16 protein-coding genes are annotated in these 16,978 nt (G+C 68.3%); 11 read left to right on the top strand and 5 right to left on the bottom strand.

Annotated features, from left to right (window positions below):
- The first annotated feature begins 103 nt into the window (after positions 1-103).
- Entirely contained in the window at positions 104-1,453 is a 1,350-nt protein-coding gene (locus tag THITH_RS10605) for an FAD-dependent oxidoreductase (RefSeq protein WP_006748121.1), read from the top strand.
- Positions 1,454-1,578: 125 nt separating this feature from the next.
- Here the strand turns inward: THITH_RS10605 and THITH_RS10600 are convergent, their stop codons facing one another.
- The 3 genes from THITH_RS10600 to THITH_RS10590 all read right to left on the bottom strand — a co-directional run bounded on the left by THITH_RS10600 (position 1,579) and on the right by THITH_RS10590 (position 5,675).
- Complete coding sequence (locus THITH_RS10600) at positions 1,579-3,483, bottom strand: DUF2207 domain-containing protein (RefSeq protein ID WP_232222192.1); 1,905 nt, start codon at positions 3,481-3,483, stop codon at positions 1,579-1,581.
- Positions 3,484-3,539: 56 nt separating this feature from the next.
- Positions 3,540-3,947 carry a hypothetical protein gene (locus tag THITH_RS10595; RefSeq protein WP_006748123.1) on the bottom strand — a complete coding sequence of 136 codons (408 nt, stop codon included), beginning with the start codon at positions 3,945-3,947 and terminating at the stop codon, positions 3,540-3,542.
- Between the two features lie 249 nt (positions 3,948-4,196).
- Positions 4,197-5,675 carry a helicase HerA-like domain-containing protein gene (locus tag THITH_RS10590; protein WP_006748124.1) on the bottom strand — a complete coding sequence of 493 codons (1,479 nt, stop codon included), beginning with the start codon at positions 5,673-5,675 and terminating at the stop codon, positions 4,197-4,199.
- A gap of 357 nt (positions 5,676-6,032) precedes the next feature.
- On the opposite strand from THITH_RS10590, the gene THITH_RS10585 reads away from it, so the two are divergent.
- The 5 genes from THITH_RS10585 (at position 6,033) to THITH_RS10570 (ending at position 9,510) form a co-directional block, all read left to right on the top strand.
- Positions 6,033-7,160, top strand: a complete 1,128-nt coding sequence (locus THITH_RS10585) for an NAD(P)/FAD-dependent oxidoreductase (protein WP_006748125.1) — start codon at positions 6,033-6,035, stop codon at positions 7,158-7,160.
- Positions 7,157-7,327, top strand: coding sequence for a hypothetical protein (locus THITH_RS18535; RefSeq protein WP_156925516.1), 171 nt, complete (start codon positions 7,157-7,159; stop codon positions 7,325-7,327). Before THITH_RS10585 ends, THITH_RS18535 begins: the two co-directional genes overlap by 4 nt.
- Entirely contained in the window at positions 7,321-8,301 is a 981-nt protein-coding gene (locus tag THITH_RS10580; RefSeq protein WP_006748126.1) for a hydrolase, read from the top strand. Before THITH_RS18535 ends, THITH_RS10580 begins: the two co-directional genes overlap by 7 nt.
- A gap of 30 nt (positions 8,302-8,331) precedes the next feature.
- Positions 8,332-8,559, top strand: coding sequence for a hypothetical protein (locus tag THITH_RS10575; RefSeq protein WP_006748127.1), 228 nt, complete (start codon positions 8,332-8,334; stop codon positions 8,557-8,559).
- A gap of 78 nt (positions 8,560-8,637) precedes the next feature.
- A complete protein-coding gene (locus THITH_RS10570) occupies positions 8,638-9,510 on the top strand; it encodes a bifunctional nuclease domain-containing protein (protein ID WP_006748128.1) in 873 nt (290 codons plus the stop codon).
- A gap of 40 nt (positions 9,511-9,550) precedes the next feature.
- On the opposite strand, the gene THITH_RS10565 is transcribed toward THITH_RS10570, so the two are convergent.
- Positions 9,551-10,246, bottom strand: coding sequence for an SDR family oxidoreductase (locus THITH_RS10565; RefSeq protein WP_006748129.1), 696 nt, complete (start codon positions 10,244-10,246; stop codon positions 9,551-9,553).
- A gap of 258 nt (positions 10,247-10,504) precedes the next feature.
- Between THITH_RS10565 and THITH_RS10560 the strand changes: the two genes are divergently transcribed.
- From THITH_RS10560 to THITH_RS10540, 5 genes are all read left to right on the top strand, one after another.
- A complete protein-coding gene (locus tag THITH_RS10560; RefSeq protein WP_006748130.1) occupies positions 10,505-11,044 on the top strand; it encodes a macro domain-containing protein in 540 nt (179 codons plus the stop codon).
- A gap of 157 nt (positions 11,045-11,201) precedes the next feature.
- Positions 11,202-12,560 carry an ABC transporter substrate-binding protein gene (locus THITH_RS10555; RefSeq protein WP_006748131.1) on the top strand — a complete coding sequence of 453 codons (1,359 nt, stop codon included), beginning with the start codon at positions 11,202-11,204 and terminating at the stop codon, positions 12,558-12,560.
- Positions 12,557-13,453: a carbohydrate ABC transporter permease gene (locus THITH_RS10550; protein WP_006748132.1), complete on the top strand. Its 897-nt coding sequence runs from the start codon at positions 12,557-12,559 to the stop codon at positions 13,451-13,453. The genes THITH_RS10555 and THITH_RS10550 overlap by 4 nt, the downstream gene beginning before the upstream one ends.
- Complete coding sequence (locus THITH_RS10545) at positions 13,453-14,286, top strand: carbohydrate ABC transporter permease (protein WP_006748133.1); 834 nt, start codon at positions 13,453-13,455, stop codon at positions 14,284-14,286. The genes THITH_RS10550 and THITH_RS10545 overlap by 1 nt, the downstream gene beginning before the upstream one ends.
- Before the next feature lie 29 nt (positions 14,287-14,315).
- The gene (locus tag THITH_RS10540) at positions 14,316-15,437 is read left to right on the top strand and encodes an ABC transporter ATP-binding protein (RefSeq protein ID WP_006748134.1); all 1,122 of its coding nucleotides are present in this window, start codon (positions 14,316-14,318) and stop codon (positions 15,435-15,437) included.
- Positions 15,438-15,480: 43 nt separating this feature from the next.
- On the opposite strand, the gene THITH_RS10535 is transcribed toward THITH_RS10540, so the two are convergent.
- Positions 15,481-16,350, bottom strand: a complete 870-nt coding sequence (locus THITH_RS10535; RefSeq protein ID WP_006748135.1) for a pirin family protein — start codon at positions 16,348-16,350, stop codon at positions 15,481-15,483.
- Between the last annotated feature and the right edge of the window lie 628 nt (positions 16,351-16,978).

Genomic DNA, 16,978 nt, shown 5'->3' with positions numbered 1-16,978 from the left:
GTGTGCCGTGATGGCACACCCGCAACCGGTCTCGCCGAGCATCGGTCACAGTGGCCTCGCACCCGGCGGGTGATGATCCTGCGATGCCATCGGGAGACTTCTCATGCAGAACCGAAAGCTGGTCGTGATCGGCGGCGATGCCGCCGGAATGAGCGCGGCATCCAAGGTGCGCCGCGAACACCCCGACCGCGAGATCGTGGTCTTCGAGCGCGGCCGTCACACCTCGTACGCGGCCTGCGGCATGCCCTATTACATTGCCGGAATGATCGACTCCGCGGAACCGCTGATCGCTCGCCGGCCCGAGGTCTTCCGGGAGAAGCAGCAAATCGACGTGCGCATCCGGCACGAGGTCGTCGGGATCGATCTCGCCGGCAAGCGCGTGCAGGTTTCGGATCTCGACCGTGGCGAGCGCTTCTGGGAAGCCTGGGACGAGTTGCTGATCGCGACCGGTGCAGCCCCGCTGGTCCCGGATCTGCCGAACGTACACGCGGAGAACGTGTTCAGCCTGTCGACGCTGCAAAGCGGGATCGATGTGTTCGAGGACATGCGGCGGCACCCGCCGCGAACGGCGGTGATCGCCGGCGGCGGGTATGTCGGCATCGAAATGGCAGAAGCTCTGGTTGCGCGCGGCGTCGAGGTTTCGCTGATCGACATGGCTGCGCAGGTGATGACGACGATGGACCCCGACATGACTGCGGGCATCGTCGATACGATGCGGGCTGCCGGGGTAAGCGTTTTCCTCGAAGAAAGGCTCGAACGTCTGGACATCGGCGCTGACGGGCGGGTCTGTTCGCTGTCGACCGACAAGCGCCGTCTCGACGCCGATCTCGTGATCCTCGGGCTCGGGATCCGGCCGAACTCGGATCTGGCACGCGACGCCGGGATCGATCTGGGCGAATCGGGCGCGATTCGGGTGAACCGGCGGATGCAGACGTCGGCTGCCGATGTCTGGGCCGCGGGCGACTGCGCCGAATCGTTCCATCTGGTGAAGGAGCGGCCTGCGTTCATCGCGCTGGGCACCGTCGCGAACAAGCACGGGCTGGTGGCCGGCATCAACCTGAGCGGAGGCCGGCAGGAATTCCCCGGGGTGCTGGGGACCGCGATCACCCGGTTTCAGGACCTCGAGATCGCCCGCACCGGGCTTTCGGAATCGGAGACCCGAGATCTGGGGATCGCGTACCGGACGAAGACCGTCGACGCGCTGACCCGATCGCACTTCTTCCCAGGTGCCGGCAAGGTCAAGGTCAAGCTGGTCGTCGAGGATTCGAGCGGGCGGCTGCTCGGCGGACAGATCGTTGGCGCGAACGGTGCTGGCAAGCGCATCGACGCGCTTGCTGCCGCGATCAGCGCGCGGATGACCGCCGAACAACTCGTGTACCTCGATCTCGCCTATGCCCCGCCGTTCTCCCCGGTCTGGGACCCGGTACAGACCGCCGCCCGAACGCTGGTCTGACGATCGCGGGGCAAGCGCCCGCCACCGCGACGCGATGGGTGCGCCAGGGTGAACCGAGCGCAGCAGACGCACCGCTTGGAGGCTTGGCGGTGCCGGAGCGAGCGCTGGCCGGCCCGTACGGGCCGCTAGAAGGGCACGCGGTCGTCTTCCTGAACCGGTACGTACAAGGCATCGGTCCAGGCGTCGGGCAGCGCTGGCGGAGCGGGCGCGCCGCCGGAGAATGCCGGCGTAGCCGTGGCTTCGGCCGCATCGCCCGAGTCGCGGGGCGCATGGCGGCGGCGCCAGCGGTTCAGCGCCGGGGACAAGCCCAGCGCATCGAGGTGGAACCACCAGCTATCGTCCAGTTCGGGCTCAGCGCCCTGCAGCTCGTGCCGCGCCCATTCGCGACCCTGCCGCATTCGGTGGCGGCGTTCGATCGCCGGGTCGAACCCCCGGGTATTGGCCAACACATGGTGGAAGCCCGATAGGAGGATCAGCGCAAGCCCGATGCTCGCCGCCGAGCCAAGCGGAGGGTCGACCATCAGATGGACCAGCACCGCGATGGCTGTGATGATGGCCAGCGGAACCAGCCAGTACAGTGCGGCGACGGCACTGCGAAGCGGGTGCCACCACCGTGTGGGTGTCGTGGCGAAGATCAGCAGCAAGCCCAGCACGCCGCCTGCCAGCGCCACGGGCCACTCGCGCAGCAGCAGGACGTCGAGCGCGGCAAGCGCCAGTCCTGAACCGAGCAGGAGGACGGTGATCGCCGGTCGCAGCGGGTGTGAGCGCGGCGCTGCCGCGCCCGCAGGCGCGGCCTGTTGCAGGATGGTCGCGGTGATCCAGCCGGGGTCGAACCCGGTGCTGCGGTGCCGTGCCCGGTGCAGGTCGCTGCGAAACTCATGGGAGGCGCCGAAGAGCGCCTGCAACACCTGGCGCTCGACCGGATGGAGGGTATCCGGGTCCGCGAGCAGGCGCAGCCGGATTCGTGCCGGAACCGTGTCGGTGGCGGGCCGCAGAACTTCCAAGTCCACCCGGCCCTGCGCCACGAGCCGCTCGAGCATCCGTTCGAACGCATCCTCCGGCGGGGATTCCTGCAGCCAGGTCGCCACCAGTTCCGGTGGCTGCTCCATGATTTCCCGTTCGAACCAGTTCCGGTCGATGACCCGGCGCCGCGCCTGGCGCGGTATCCGGGACCGCGTGAAGGCCAGTAAGAACGCCAGTCCGGCAAGCGGCAGGGCGGCGATCGATCCGATCCGGATCAGTGCGGGCACGAATGCCACTCCGGGTGGCGCTCCGGATCCCAGGTAGTCGAACGTGAGTTGCATGCGCTGGCCGTGATCGCCGGTGGTGATCGTCGGTTCGCGCTCCGGGAGCAGTGGCTGCCAGTGGCCGGCGTAGTCGAGGCGGTAAGTGATGTCGGCAGTGTCGACCGCGGGTCGCCCGTCGCCAGGTGGAAACCGGATTTCGTGATCCAGCCGGACGCATCGTTCCAGGCACTGGGCCGCGTTGCGCCAGGCGAGCAGCAGTTCCCGACCGCGAAGCAGTGGGTTGTGCAGCATCGGTATGTCGCGGGTATCGGGGGCGGCCTGTGCTCCGGCAAGGTCCCATGCCGGGCGCAGGGCTCCGCTCAGTTCGTACTCGATCCGGATGCGCACCGGGACATGCGCCGTGCTTGGGGCGGGGTCGTCCAGCATCCAGCGCAGCCGAAGATGCCGGTCGGCGGCGCCGTTCGTTCCGGTGTCGGTGTCGACGGGGGACAGCGGGGTTTCCTGGCCATCCGGATGCATCCGGACCGCTTTCCCCAACGTAATCTGCGCGCCGGGCGGCGGGATCAGCACGCGTTCCAGTACGTTGCCGGGAACCGTCTCGCGAAGATCCAATGTTTCCCGCACCTGCAGGGTGCCGCGTTCGTCCAGGAAGGCTTCGATCAGTGCGGAGTTCCTTTCCGCTGCCGGGACGGGGGTAGCTGCGGCGCTGATCGCAGCGGAAAACAGCAGAGCGAGCATCAGCGTCAGGATGGGCGCCCCCGGCAGTTGGGAGGACCAGGCCAAGCGCCAGTCCACAGGCCTCATGGCGCCGGCTGTCGATCCGTTCCTGCGACGGCGCATCAGCGGGGCTGGGTAGCCTCGGGCTCGAATACGCAGAAATGGAACTCGGTCTTCTGCTGCAGATCTTCCTCGCGTTGACCCGGACGGGAGCCAGTAGCGCGGCCGGAGATTCGCTGCTGGTGGTCGTCATCGGTCCGGATGCGCAGCAGCGCATTCCGAATCTCCGGGATCGGCGCGGTCGAGATCAGGATCATGCCCTGTTCGGTGACCGGGCGTTCGGACGCCACGACCTTGTAGCCATCGGCACTGCTTCGATCCAGATCGCTGAGCATTCCCGGATAACGATTCAGCGGCAGTCCGCGCTTGTCCACGCAAAGACCCGCCGGGGCGTCCGCCAGCGATTCCTCGATGGTCTTCAGCTGCTCCTCGGTCAGCAGCTCATGGATACTGCCTTTCCAGCGTGACATACGAATTCCTCAATGATCTGGTTCGGGGCCGCCCATCGCGGCCGGTGTCCAAGCATGCCGTTGCCGGTCGGGACCGACCGCTCGCCGGCCTTGCGGCATCGGGCAGGACGGCGCCGGGTACATGCTCTCACTTGACACGGATCCGGGGTGTACGTCAAGACCTGTCGCAGGCAGAGGGGCGCCGCGGGCCGATTCGGTCGTATCCGGGTGGCGGGAGTGCCAGGAGCGGCTCGGGACCCGGGCTTCGGATCACCGCCGCCTACCGGTCAGCGAGCCGAGCAGGCCGCGGACGATCTGCCGCCCGATCTGGGTGCCGATCGACCGGGCGGTGCTTCGTGCGGTGGCGGCCAGGACGCCCTCGCGGGGGCGGCCGCCCCGGGCCGGCTTGCGCGGTGGGGCCGGGCGCTGAGGGCGCACATCGACGGTGTGCTCCGCGTCCAGCGCGGCCTCGGCTTGCCGTTGCAGGATTTCGTACGCGGATTCGCGGTCGAGCGGTTCGTCGTACACGCCCGCCAGCACGGAGCTTTCCAGGATTGCACGGCGTTCGCTGTCGGTCAGCGGGCCGATCCGGCTGGCGGGCGGACGGATCAGCGTGCGTTCCACCGGGGTCGGCCGGCCTCCGGAATCGAGAACCGAGACAAGGGCTTCGCCAACGCCGAGCTCGGTCAGCACGGCTTCGGTGTCGAGCTCGGGATTCGGGCGAAACGTCTGGGCCGCGACGCGAACCGCGCGCTGGTCGCGCGGCGTGAAGGCTCGCAGCGCATGTTGCACCCGGTTGCCCAACTGGCCGAGCACGGCCTCGGGCAGATCGGTCGGACTCTGAGTCACGAAATAGACCCCGACGCCCTTGGAGCGGATCAGCCGGACCACCTGTTCGATGCGGTCGACCAGCGATTTCGGCGTATCGCGGAACAGCAGGTGGGCCTCGTCGAAGAACAGCACGCATCGGGGTTTGTCGGGGTCGCCGACTTCGGGCAGTTGCTCGAACAGCTCCGACAGCAGCCACAACAGCAGCGTCGAATAGATCAGCGGGCTGTTCCGGTAGAGCCGTTCGGCATGCAGGATATTGACCACACCCCTGCCGCCGGCGTCGGTCTGCAGGAAATCGTCCAGCGTCACCGCAGGCTCGCCGAAGAACCGTTCGCCGTCCTGTGCTTCGAGCATCAGCAGCGAGCGCTGGATCGCGCCGATGCTTGCCGGGGCGACGCTGCCGTAGCGGCTGTTCAAGTCCCTGCGGTGGTCGTGGACCCAGGCAAGCATTGCGCGTAGATCCTTGAGATCGAGCAGCAGCCAGCCCTGGTCATCCGCCACGCGGAACACCAGCTGCATCAGGCCGGTCTGGGTATCGTTCAGGTTCAGCAACCGGCTCAGCAACACCGGGCCGAAGTCGGCGAGGGTCAGGCGCAGGGGATGGCCGTGTTCGCCGAGTGCATCCCAGAACACCGTGGGCGCGCCGTGGAACTCGATGCGATCCAGGCCGACGCGGCGGGCGCGCTCGTGCACGCGTTCGCTGGCGTTGCCCGCGGCGGCAATCCCCGAGAGATCGCCCTTGATGTCGGGCACGAACACCGGGACGCCCATGTCCGAGAAGCTCTGCGCAAGCACCTGCAGGGTGATGGTCTTGCCGGTGCCGGTGGCGCCGGCGATCAGGCCATGGCGGTTGGCCATCTTCGCGGTGATGGCCACGGGATGACCGGCCGCGCCAATGAGCAGCGGGTGTTCCTTCACGATGGGAAATCCTCGACGACGAGACCGGCGTTATTCTAACGTGAAAGAACCCGCGTCGCGCCCCAGGTGTGCCGTAGGGCGGAAAAGCGCAGCGTCATCCGCCGTACGGCGTTCGCAGTGCCCAGGCGCCCGCGGCAATCCGGGCGCCGGCTGGCGGATGACGGCCTTCGGCCTTTTCCGCCCTACGCCTCTTTCATCATCGGGGGTGGCCACATAGGCCATGGAAGTTAGACCTGACGCGGGGGCGGGTACACCTGGAACACGTGCGAATCAGCCGTTTGGCGTCGATCGGGAATTGGCCCCGCGTGCATGGGACCCCATACAATGGGGCATGCCCGATATTAAGGAATCCTGCTGATGACCCGTATCACCGTGATCGGCGCCGGGTTCGGTGCCCTGACCGCTGTCCGGAAGCTGCGCGCGGCCGACCGTGACCTGACGATCGACGTGATCGCCCCGAAGCCGGAACTTGTTTATTACCCGAGCACGATCTGGATTCCCACCGGCCTGCGCCGGCCCGAGGACGTGGTCGTGGACCTGAATCCCTTCTTCAGGCGTATGGGCGTGAACTACCACCAGGCCTCGGCCACCGGTCTGCGCGACGGCGGCCGGGTGGTGATCACCGATGCCGGCGAGGTACCGAACGACGGGCTGGTGATCGCCTCGGGCGGGCGTTTTCTGAAGAAGCTCCCGGGCATCGAGCATTCGATTACCCCCTGCGAAGGGGTGCCGGCGGCGGTCGCGATCCGTGATCGCATCGCCGCGATGCAGGGGGGCACGATCGCCTTCGGTTTCGCGGGAAATCCGAAGGAGCCCTCGGCGATGCGCGGCGGCCCGGTATTCGAATTCATGTTCGGGATCGACCAGCACCTGCGCAAGCGGGGCGACCGGGACCGGTTCAAGCTCGTATTCTTCACGCCCGCACCGAAACCCGGAAACCGGCTCGGGCCGAAGGCGGTGGAAGGTTTGCTGAAGGAGATGAAGCGCCGCGACATCGAGACCCACCTCGGCCACAAGCTGAAGGCTTTCGAGGCGGACAAGGTGATCACCGAGGGCGGCGAGTTCGGCGCCGACCTGATCGTGTTCATGCCCGGCATGACCGGCAATGCCTGGTTCGACGATACCGAGCTCCCGCGCTCGGAAGGCGGGCTGTTGCAGGCGAACGAGTTCTGCCAGGTGGTAGGGCAGGACAAGGTCTATGTGGCGGGGGACTCGGGCAGTTTCCCCGGGCCGGACTGGCTGCCGAAGCAGGCGCACATGGCCGACCTGCAGGCCGAGGCGGCGGTGGCGAACCTGCTCGGCGAGTTTGCCGGCAAGGCGCCCAGCCAGACCTACAAGACCGAACTGATCTGCATCGTCGACACCCGTTCCAGCGGGATCCTGGTCAAGCGCACCGAGAAGCGTAGCGTGATCCTGCCGGCCACCCCGATGTTCCACTGGGCCAAGCGCGCGTTCGAGTGGTGGTACCTGCGCCAGTACCGTTGAGTGCGTTGCGGATCGACCGGCAGGGCGAAGCCCGTGACGCGGGCGTCGATCTCCGGCACCAGAGCGGGCACGGGCGGGTCTTCTGCGGCGCGTGTCTGGATCGGACGCTGGCCGACATGATGCTCGCCGGCGCCGGCCGGCCGGACAGCGGAGCCGTGGCATGGTGAGGCCAGTGGATTCGGAACGCCCCTTCCGTCCAGCCTGGTGGTTGCCTGGCGCGCATTTGCAAACGATCGTCCCCAACCTGTCCCTCTGGAAGCGACGGCCGATGCTGCGCAGGGAACGTATCACGCTGCCGGACGACGATTTCCTGTCGCTGGACTGGGCGCCGGATCCGGGCGGACCGGTCGTGCTGTTGCTACATGGTCTGGGCGGAAGCAGCCGTTCGGCCTACGCGGTATCGCTGCTGCGGGCGCTGCACGCCCACGGCTTCTGGGCCGGCGTAATGCACTTCCGTGGCGCGGGCGGCGAACCGAACCGCAAGCTGCGCGGCTACCACATGGCCGAGGCGGACGACCCCCGGGAGGTGGTGATGCAATTGCGCCGCCGGTATCCGCGCAGGCTGGTGGCCGCGGTGGGCGTGTCCCTGGGGGGAAGTGCGCTGCTCCACGCGCTGGCGCGCGATGGTGGCGAGACATTGCTCGATTGCGCGGTGGCGGTCTCGGTGCCGTACCGGCTGCCTATCGCGGAGCGCTGTTTGAACCGCGGCGTGGCGCGCCTGTACCAGCGCCGCATTCTGGAGGAGATGAAACGGCAGTGGCGCAGGAAGTGCCGGGTGCTCGCGCGTCTCGATCTTTGCAGCGGGCTGGACGAAATGCGCAGCTTCCGGCAGTTTGATGCCCGCATCACCGCCCCGATTCATGGATTCGCCGACGCCGACGACTACTACGAACGGGCCAGCAGCATCCACGTGCTCGGGGATATCCGGGTGCCCACGCTGCTGATCCATGCGGCCAACGATCCGTTCATGACGCCCGATGGCCTGCCTGCCCCTGAAGATCTGCCCGAGCAGGTCGTGCTGGAATGCCACCGGAGCGGTGGGCATGTGGGGTTCCTGGAACGAGCGGGGCGGCGGTACCTGGCCCGGCGGATCCCTGCATTTCTGTCGCAGCACCTGCAGCGCGACCATGATCGGCGATGACCGCCCACTTTCCCAAGAGAGCTGATTCGGATGTTCTGGAAAATCGTGACCCTGGCCGTGCTGATCGCCTTTGCCTGGTGGAGGCTGCGGCAGTTCCTGCGCGAGCGGCGCCTGCGCAACCTCGGCGAGCCGGTACCCGAACCGCGTGGTATCCGGCCGATCAGCATCCTGGCGGCGGCCATGCTGGTCGCGTACGGTGGGTACCTGCTCTGGGTGGTGGCGAGCCAGGCCTTCTCGACCTTCGGGAGCGGAATGTAACCCGGCCGGCCGCCCCTGAACGAAACGATGGCAGGCCGGTCGCAACTCAAAAACCTACAACCGAATCCCGAGGTGACGATGATGTTCCCGCTACGAGGCTGGGCGATCGCGGTGGCGCTTCTGCTGGTGCAGTTGGCAGTGCAGTCTCAGGCATTCGCCCGCGAACCCGAGGTTCCGCTGGAGGAAATGATCCCGGTGGAACTGGCGACCGTCGGTGTCGAGAGCATCAGCGGATCCCCGGTGGTGCTGCTGCGCGAACCCCGCTCCGGCGACGTGGTGCCGATCAGCATCGGACCGAACGAGGCGCTGGCGATTCTGATGGCGCTGCGGGAGGTTCCCGTGCCCAGGCCGATGACCCACGACCTGTTGACCGACGTGATCCGCTCGGCGGGGGGATCGGTGCAGCGGGTGATGGTCGATGCCCTGGTCGGCAGCACCTACATCGGGTTGCTGGAGCTGAAACTGGAACACCGGGACGAACTGGTCTACGTCGACAGCCGCCCCAGCGACGCGCTGGCGCTTGCGGTTCGCACCGGCGCGCAGATCCTGGTAGCGCCGGATGTATTGGTGGCGACGCGGGGACGCGGGTTCGAGGCGCTGCCCGACGACCCGGTGGTCACGGCGCTGGGCATCACCGTCGGCGCGGTCACGCCCGATCTGCGCGAGGCGCTGGAGTTGCCCGACCTGCCGGGGTTGCTGGTCAGCCGCGTGGCGGGCGAGGCCGCGGCGAAGGGGCTGGAACCCGGCGCGCTGATTCTGGAAGTCAACGGCGAGGTCCCAGAGGCGCCCATGGACTTCCTGGAACTCGTCCGTCAGACCCCGTCCGGCGAGAATGCGCAACTGCGGTACTGGCAGCAGGGTGACACCGTCGAGATCGAACTGTCGACCGAGGTGCCGGACCCGCAGACTCCGCGTGTCGACCCGAGACCCGACAGCGGGCTGGCGGTATAGGTCGCGGCACAGCCGCAGGTGCGGCTGGCCGGGATCGGCGCTACCAGGGGATCGTGCTGCCGTCGATATCGATGAAGCGTCCGTTGTCGGCCGACGATGCGCGGTCCAGGGTGGCCAGCATCTGCGCAACCGATTCGGATACCGTGATCTCGGCGTTGGGGCCGCCCATGTCGGTGAGCACCCAGCCGGGATGCAGCACGAGGGTCAGGATTCCCTGGTCCGCGAGGTCCCGGGCGAGGCTGACTCCAACTGCATTGAGTGCGGCCTTGGACGAACGGTAGATGTAGGCGCCGCCGGAACCGTTGTCGCCCATCGAACCCATCTTGGAACTCAGCAGCGCAATGCACGGGCGGTTCCCCGCGCGCAACTGTGGCAGCAGTGTCTCGACCAGCTGGCGCGGTGCGATCGCGTTGACGCGGAAGGTCTCGAGCCAGCCGTCCTCGTCGGTTTGCCCGAGCCGGTCCGGCACCGGGCCATAGACGCCGGCGTTCGCGATCAGCAAGTCGATCCCCCGGTCACCCAGCGTGGCCGCCAGATTGGCGCGGTGGGCGGCCTGGGTGACGTCCAGCGGCAGCACCGTCAGCTGCTCCGGCTCGGCCGCCGCCAATGCCGTCAGTTCTGACGCGGTTTCGGGCTTGCGCACGCCCGCGAACACCCGGTCCCCGCGCGCCAGCAGCTGCCGCACGAATTCGAGCCCGATCCCCCGGCTGCAGCCGGTTACCACTACTGTCTTCATCGCCTGGCTCCTGCTGAGATTAAGCCATTCTAGCGGTCGCCCCGCCGCTGCGGTCAACCGACGGGCGGGCGGTGGACGGCCGTTCGATCCTTCGGTACACCATTCGGATACGTTGTGCGTAGACGCCGCGAGGGAGCGCACCGGCCGTGTGCCCGCGGCCGGGTCGCGTGACACGCGAACGGGCGATTGACTATCTTCGCGGAGGACTGAACCCGTGCCGTCCGCCGACGGCGACATCTTCTGGCCGAGGAAACGCCGATGACGACCAGGATTATTCCCGCCCGCAGCATCGAGTGCATCGTGGGGGACATCACCCGGCAGCTGGACATGGATGCGATCGTGAACGCCGCCAACGCCCAGCTGCGCCCGGGCGGTGGCGTTGCGGGTGCGATTCACCGTGCCGCAGGTCCCGGGCTGGACCAGGAATGCCGCCCCCTTGCGCCGATCGCGCCCGGACAGGCGGTGATCACCGGTGGGCACGACTTGCCGAACCGCCATGTCGTCCACTGCCTCGGGCCGGTGTTCGGACGCGATGAACCCGGGGAGGAGTTGCTGGCGGCCTGCTATCGGAATGCGCTGCAGCAGGCCGACGACGCCGGAGCCGGGAGTATCGCGTTTCCGGCCATTGCCACCGGTGCGTTCGGCTTTCCTCTCGAGCCCGCGGCGCGGATCGCATTGCGTACGGTGATCGACACGCTGCCCGAGCTGCAATCGGTGCAGCGCGTGCGCTTCGTGCTGCGCGACCCGGAGGCGATGGAAATCCACCAGCGTTTGCGCGATGCCTTGCTCGCCGGCTGAAACGGCGGCAGTGGTGCCGTCAGCAAACGCGCCGGAAGCCCCGAAACGGGTCCACGGTGCCGCGCATCGGCAACGGCCGCAGGCGCGCGCGACAACGGCGATGCTGTGTCCGGGCGTCACCGCCGGGACAGGACACGCGACAGGAGATCCGCCGGCCGTGCAGACCTGCGGCACGCGCCGCGCGAACTCGCTCTGGCCATGCGGGTGCATCCGGCATGCGTGGTGGCTGGTGGCGCTGGGGCTGATCGCGCTGCTGTCCGGGTGCGGCGGGGATGTCGCGCAGCCGAACGGGCCTGCGGGCGATCAACGGTCGCTGGAGATCTGGGCCCATGCGGGCCGCGAAGAGGAACGGCGCACGCTGGAAGCGCAGATCGACCGCTTCCGGGCCGAGCGGCCCGAGGTCCGCGTGGACCTGACCTGGATTCCCGAAGGGTCGTACAACGGCCAGGTCCAGGCCGCCGCGCTGGCGGGCCGGCTTCCGGACCTGCTCGAGTTCGACGGCCCGTATCTCTACAGCTACGCCTGGCAGGGGCATTTGAAGCCGCTGGACGAGCGGCTGCCCGAGCGTTTGCGCAAGGATCTGCTGCCGTCGATCGTCGCGCAGGGCACCTACCGCGACGGCCTGTACGGAATCGGTACGTTCGACTCGGGACTCGGACTGTGGGGGAACCGCGCGCGGCTGCAGGCGGCCGGGGCGCGGATTCCCGACGGCCCCGGCGACGTCTGGAGCGGAGATGAGTTCGACGCGCTGCTGGAACACCTCGCCCATGACGATCCCGACGGGCAGGTGCTGGACCTGAAGCTGAATTACACCGGCGAATGGTTCAGCTACGCATTCTCGCCGCTGCTGCAGTCGGCCGGTGGCGACCTGGTCGATCGAGCACCGGGTGGGCTGGCAAGCGGGACGCTGGACGGGCCGGAGTCGGTCGCGGCGATGGCCGCGGTCCAGTCGTGGATCCGGCGCGGCCGCGTCGATCCCAACCTCGACGACGCGGCGTTTGCCCAAGGGCGGGTGGCGCTGGCCTGGGGCGGGCACTGGAACTTCCCCGGCTACCACGCGGCGCTCGGCGACGATCTGCTGCTGCTACCGCTGCCGCGCCTGGGCGAGACGATGGTGACCGGGCAGGGATCCTGGCAGTGGGGCATTACGCGGCGCGCGCGGGATCCTGAGCTGGCGCTGGCGTTCATCGCGTTCCTGTTGCGCCCCGAGGAAGTGCTGGCGATGAGCGAGGCGAACGGCGGCGTTCCCGCGACCCGAAGCGCGGTGCAGAAGTCGCAGGCTTACGGGCCCGGTGGCCCGTTGCGGCTGTTCGCGCGCCAGCTGGAGGAGGGGTATGCGCGCCCGCGCCCGCGAACACCGGCCTACCCGGTGATCAGCGATGCCTTTGCGCGTGCGTTCCAGGATATCCGGCACGGCGCTGAACCGGTTCAGGCACTGGGCTGGGCGGCGCGGCGGATCGACCGGGAGATTCGCGACAATCGCCACTACCCGGACGTCGCCGAGGCGGCGCGATGAGCCGCCGGCATCCGGGCGAGGCGACTGCCGCCTGGTTGCTGATGACACCGGCACTGGCCGGCCTGCTGCTGTTCCTGCTGCTGCCGTTCGGCCTCGCAGTGGTGCTGTCGTTCAGCAACCTGCGGATGGCGTCCCCGCTGCCGCTGGAGTTCGTCGGGTTCTCGAATTACGCGCTGGCATTCAGCGAAACCGGGCTGCTGAGGGCGTTGCTGAACAACCTGCTGTTCGCGTTGGTCGTGGTGCCGGTGCAGACGGCGCTGGGACTGGGGTTGGCGCTGCTGCTGAACCGGCCGCTGGCTGGCCGCGCGGTGTTCCGGACGCTGTTCTTTCTGCCGGTGGTGTTCCCGTTGTCGCTGGTCGCGGTGGTCTGGGTGCTGATCTTTGCCCCGGGGCCGGACGGCCTGCTCAATGCGGCACTGGGGTTGCTGACGCTGGGTGCCTGGGAACCCCGCGATTTCCTGAACGACCCGTTCTGGGCATTGCCGGCGGTGATGCTGACGTCGATTTGGCAGGGCGCTGGATTCCAGATGGTCGTGCTGCTGGCCGGCCTGCAGGCGATCCCGCGCCAGCTCTACGAGGCCGCTGCAGTCGACGGCGCGAGCCGCTGGCGCCAGTTCCTGCATGTGACGCTGCCGGGGCTGCGCAACCCGCTGGTGTTCGTGGTGATCGTGACCACCATCCTATCGTTTCGGGTGTTCGACCAGGTCCGGATCATGACCCGGGGCGGGCCGCAGGAGGCGTCGAATACGGTGATCCACGAGATGGTCCGCACCGCGTTCGACCAGGGGCACGTGGCGATGGGCGCGGCGATGAGCGTCGTGTTCTTCCTGGTGATCCTGGGGATCGCGCTGATCCAGCGGCGGCTGCTCCGCCAGCGTGGAGAGATTGCGTGATGCGCCGGGCCGGGCTGCGCGCGCTGCTGGCTTACACGCTGCTGCTGGCGTTCACGCTGCTGTTTCTGGCGCCCGTGTTGTTCATGCTGGTCGGCAGCCTGAAGCCGAACGAGCGGGTGCTGGCCGAGGCGGGTACCCTGCGCGCGTTCTTCCCGGATACGGTCGGCCTCGACAACTACCGCGCGGTGTTCGAGCGGGTGCCGTTCGAGCTGTATCTCGCCAGCTCGCTGATCGTGAACGGACTGATCGTCGGGCTGGGGCTGGTGGTGAACGCCTTTGCCGGCTACGCGCTCGCGCGCCTGCGCTGGTGGGGGCGCAACGCGATGCTGGGACTGGTGCTGGCGGTGCTGGTGATCCCGTTCGAGGCGGTGGCGATCCCGCTGTTCTACCAGCTGTCATGGCTGGGCTGGCGCGACGATTGGCTGGTGCAGGCGATCCCGTTCGTTGCCAATCCGCTCGCGATCTTCCTGTTCTACAGCTTCTTCCTGGGCCTGCCGCGGGAGCTGGAAGAGGCGGCCCGCGTCGACGGCGCCGGGGTGCTGCGGACCTTCTTCGCGATCGTTCTGCCGAACGCGAAGGCGGCCTTCGCCAGCGTGGCGATCGTGCTGTTCCTGTTCCATTGGGGCATGTACCTGTGGCCGCTGCTGATGACCACCTCGGAGGCGGTGCGACCGCTGCCGCTGGGGATTGCGAGCTTCCACACCCTGCCGCCGCTGCAATGGGGCGATATCATGGCGTTCGGCGTATTGATGGTGCTGCCGGTGGTGATCGTGTTCGTCGTGTTCCAGCGCTGGTTCGTTCGCGGAGTCGCGTCCACCGGGGTGAAGGGCTGAGGGCCGTGCCGGAGGGCAGCGGAGAACGGATGGCGGAAGTCGAGTTCAGCAACGTACAAAAGGTCTTCGGGGACCGAACGGTGATTCCCGGCTTCGATCTGCAGGTGCGGGACGGCGAATTGCTGGTACTGCTCGGGCCCTCCGGTTGCGGCAAGTCGACGCTGCTGCGCCTGCTCGCGGGGCTGGAGCCTGCGACTGGCGGCGCCATTCGGATCGGCGGGCGCGCGGTCGACGCGCTGGGCCCGGGGGCCCGCAATGTCGCGATGGTGTTCCAGAACTACGCGCTGTACCCGCACAAGACGGTGCGCGGCAACCTGGAGTTCCCGCTGCATATGCGCGCGCTGCGCCGGAGCGAGCGCGAGCGCCGCGTGCTCGAGGCGGCGCGGGTGCTGGGGCTGGAGGAGCTGTTGGACAAGCGTCCGGCAGAACTCTCCGGCGGGCAGCGGCAGCGGGTGGCGATGGGGCGCGCAATCGTGCGCGAGCCCGACGTGTTCCTGATGGACGAGCCGCTGTCCAACCTCGACGCCCGGCTGCGAGTGCAGATCCGGGCGGAGATCGCGGCGCTGCAGCGCCGGCTCGGGGTCACCACGCTGTACGTCACCCACGACCAGGTCGAAGCGATGACGCTCGGCGACCGCGTCGCGGTGCTGCGCGACGGGGTCATGCAACAGCTCGGTACGCCTGCCGACCTCTACCGGAACCCCGAGAACCTGTTCGTCGCGGGTTTCCTCGGCAGCCCGCCGATGAACCTGTTCGAACCCGGGATCGAGGTACGCGCAGGGGGGCGCGCGTTGCGGCTCGGCGGCCGCTGGAATACCCCGGCCCGGGGCATCCCGGAGCGGGCGCGTTACGCCGGGCTGCGGCCGGAGGATCTCGATCTGGACAGCGGGTCCAGCGATCGGGATGTGCGGCTGCAGGGTCTGGTACGTGCGGTCGAGGTGCTCGGCCACGAACGCATCGTCTATGTCGATACCGGGGACCGGGTGGTCGATGCGCTCCCTGGCGGAATCGGTCCCACTGAGGGGGCGGTCGCGGCGCGACTGTCCGGCACGGCGACACCGGAACCGGGCCAGACGGTCACGCTCGCGACGAAGTCCGACAGCCTGTATTGGTTCGACGAGCAAGGCCGGGCAATCCGCGCGGGCGGGTAGCGCGCGGCACGCCGATTCCCGGATCCGGCGAGCGCCGGAGGAATCAGGCCGGCAGCCGGCCGAAGCGGCCGCTGTTGAAGTCGCGCACGGCCTCGCGGATTTCCTCCGGGGTGTTCATCACGAACGGGCCGTGGCCGACGACCGGCTCGTCGATCGGTTCGCCGTGGAGCACGAGCACGGTACTGTCCGACTCGGCCTGAAGTTCCACGCCGTCGCCGGCGCGGTCGAGCAGCACCAGCTGGGCGTTGCCCGCCTCCTGCTGGCCGTTGATCCGCACGTTGCCGTGCAGAACCACCAGCATCGACGTCCAGCCGTCCGCCAGCGCAAGCCGCACCGGCGGACCGCCCGCCGCAAGCCGCAGATCCCAGACGTCCATCGGCGTGTGCGTTCGCGCCGGGCCGCGGTGCTCTCCGAAGCGCCCGGCGATGACCCGCACCGTGCCGGCGCCGTCCGGGAGGTCGATCGCGGGAATGTCCCGGTCCAGCACGGGCTGGTACGCCGGCGCGGACATCTTGTCGGCAGCCGGCAGGTTCACCCACAGCTGGACCATCTCGAGCGTGCCGCCCCGGCGGGTGAATGCCTCCGAGTGGAATTCCTGGTGCAGGATGCCCGAGGCGGCGGTCATCCACTGCACATCCCCCGGGCCGATCCGGCCGCCGCCTCCGGTCGAGTCGAGGTGCTCGACCTCGCCCTGGTAGACGATGGTGACGGTCTCGAATCCCCGGTGCGGATGCTCGCCGACACCGCGCGGGCGGTTCCCCGGGGCGAAATGCATTGGGCCGGCGTAGTCCAGCAGCAGAAACGGGCTGATCGCCTGCCCCTCGCGTTCGTAGGAGAACATGGATCGCACCGGGAAGCCGTCGCCGACCCAGTGCCGGGATGCGGCGCGGTGCACGCCAAGGATCTTCTTCATCGCGGTGCCCTCCTTCGTTCGCGCCGGCTCGTGGCATGCGGGCCGCAGCCTGGATCCGGCGATCCGCCCATCGTCTTTGGTTGGCGGTGGCAAGAACAGTTCACCCTGCGCGATTTGCCAGATTTCGGGCCTCAGTGCGGGCGGGTGAGCCGAGCGTTGCCGGTCTGCGATCCCGGGGTAGCGGGTCGTAGCGGCAGCCCCTCGGTCGGAGGGGCAGGTTGCGCTGCCGGGATGTCGGTGTAGTGAGCGTGAAATGACAGCCACGGAAGAACACGGAAATCACGGAATATGAAACAAATCGAACCTTTTTCCGTGTCTGTCCGTGCTTTCCGTGGCTCGCCCTTTCATCTTGCGGGGTGGCCGCTGGCGATGACAGCGCCCCGTAGCCCCGTAGGGTGGAAGAGCGCAGCGTCGTCCGCCGCTCGGCGTTCGCGCCTCCCCGGCGCCTGCGGCAATCCGGGCGCCGGCTGGCGGATGACGGCCTTCGGCCTTTTCCGCCCTACGCCTCTTTCATCATCGGGGACGGCCGCTGACGATGACAGTCAACTCGCGTGAACCGGCCTCTGGGTGGTTCCGCGGGCCCGGTTCGCTTAGGCTTCGCGCCATCGGGCAGATCCGGTGCGGATCG

The sequence above is a fragment of the Thioalkalivibrio paradoxus ARh 1 genome, from assembly GCF_000227685.2.
Lineage (GTDB): Bacteria > Pseudomonadota > Gammaproteobacteria > Ectothiorhodospirales > Ectothiorhodospiraceae > Thioalkalivibrio > Thioalkalivibrio paradoxus.
Note: the sequence above shows the minus strand (reverse complement) of the source record. Positions and strands in the feature narration are given on the sequence as shown.

Excerpts from the sequence above, each read along its gene's own strand:
- THITH_RS10595 (WP_006748123.1), bottom strand. The coding sequence starts at position 3,947 with ATGTCACGCTGGAAAGGCAGTATCCATGAGCTGCTGACCGAGGAGCAG.
- THITH_RS10535 (WP_006748135.1), bottom strand. The coding sequence starts at position 16,350 with ATGAAGAAGATCCTTGGCGTGCACCGCGCCGCATCCCGGCACTGGGTC.
- THITH_RS10560 (WP_006748130.1), top strand. The coding sequence starts at position 10,505 with ATGACGACCAGGATTATTCCCGCCCGCAGCATCGAGTGCATCGTGGGG.
- THITH_RS10570 (WP_006748128.1), top strand. The coding sequence starts at position 8,638 with ATGATGTTCCCGCTACGAGGCTGGGCGATCGCGGTGGCGCTTCTGCTG.
- THITH_RS10580 (WP_006748126.1), top strand. The coding sequence starts at position 7,321 with ATGGTGAGGCCAGTGGATTCGGAACGCCCCTTCCGTCCAGCCTGGTGG.
- THITH_RS10545 (WP_006748133.1), top strand. The coding sequence starts at position 13,453 with ATGCGCCGGGCCGGGCTGCGCGCGCTGCTGGCTTACACGCTGCTGCTG.
- THITH_RS10540 (WP_006748134.1), top strand. The coding sequence starts at position 14,316 with ATGGCGGAAGTCGAGTTCAGCAACGTACAAAAGGTCTTCGGGGACCGA.
- THITH_RS10605 (WP_006748121.1), top strand. The coding sequence starts at position 104 with ATGCAGAACCGAAAGCTGGTCGTGATCGGCGGCGATGCCGCCGGAATG.
- THITH_RS10550 (WP_006748132.1), top strand. The coding sequence starts at position 12,557 with ATGAGCCGCCGGCATCCGGGCGAGGCGACTGCCGCCTGGTTGCTGATG.
- THITH_RS10575 (WP_006748127.1), top strand. The coding sequence starts at position 8,332 with ATGTTCTGGAAAATCGTGACCCTGGCCGTGCTGATCGCCTTTGCCTGG.
- THITH_RS10585 (WP_006748125.1), top strand. The coding sequence starts at position 6,033 with ATGACCCGTATCACCGTGATCGGCGCCGGGTTCGGTGCCCTGACCGCT.
- THITH_RS10565 (WP_006748129.1), bottom strand. The coding sequence starts at position 10,246 with ATGAAGACAGTAGTGGTAACCGGCTGCAGCCGGGGGATCGGGCTCGAA.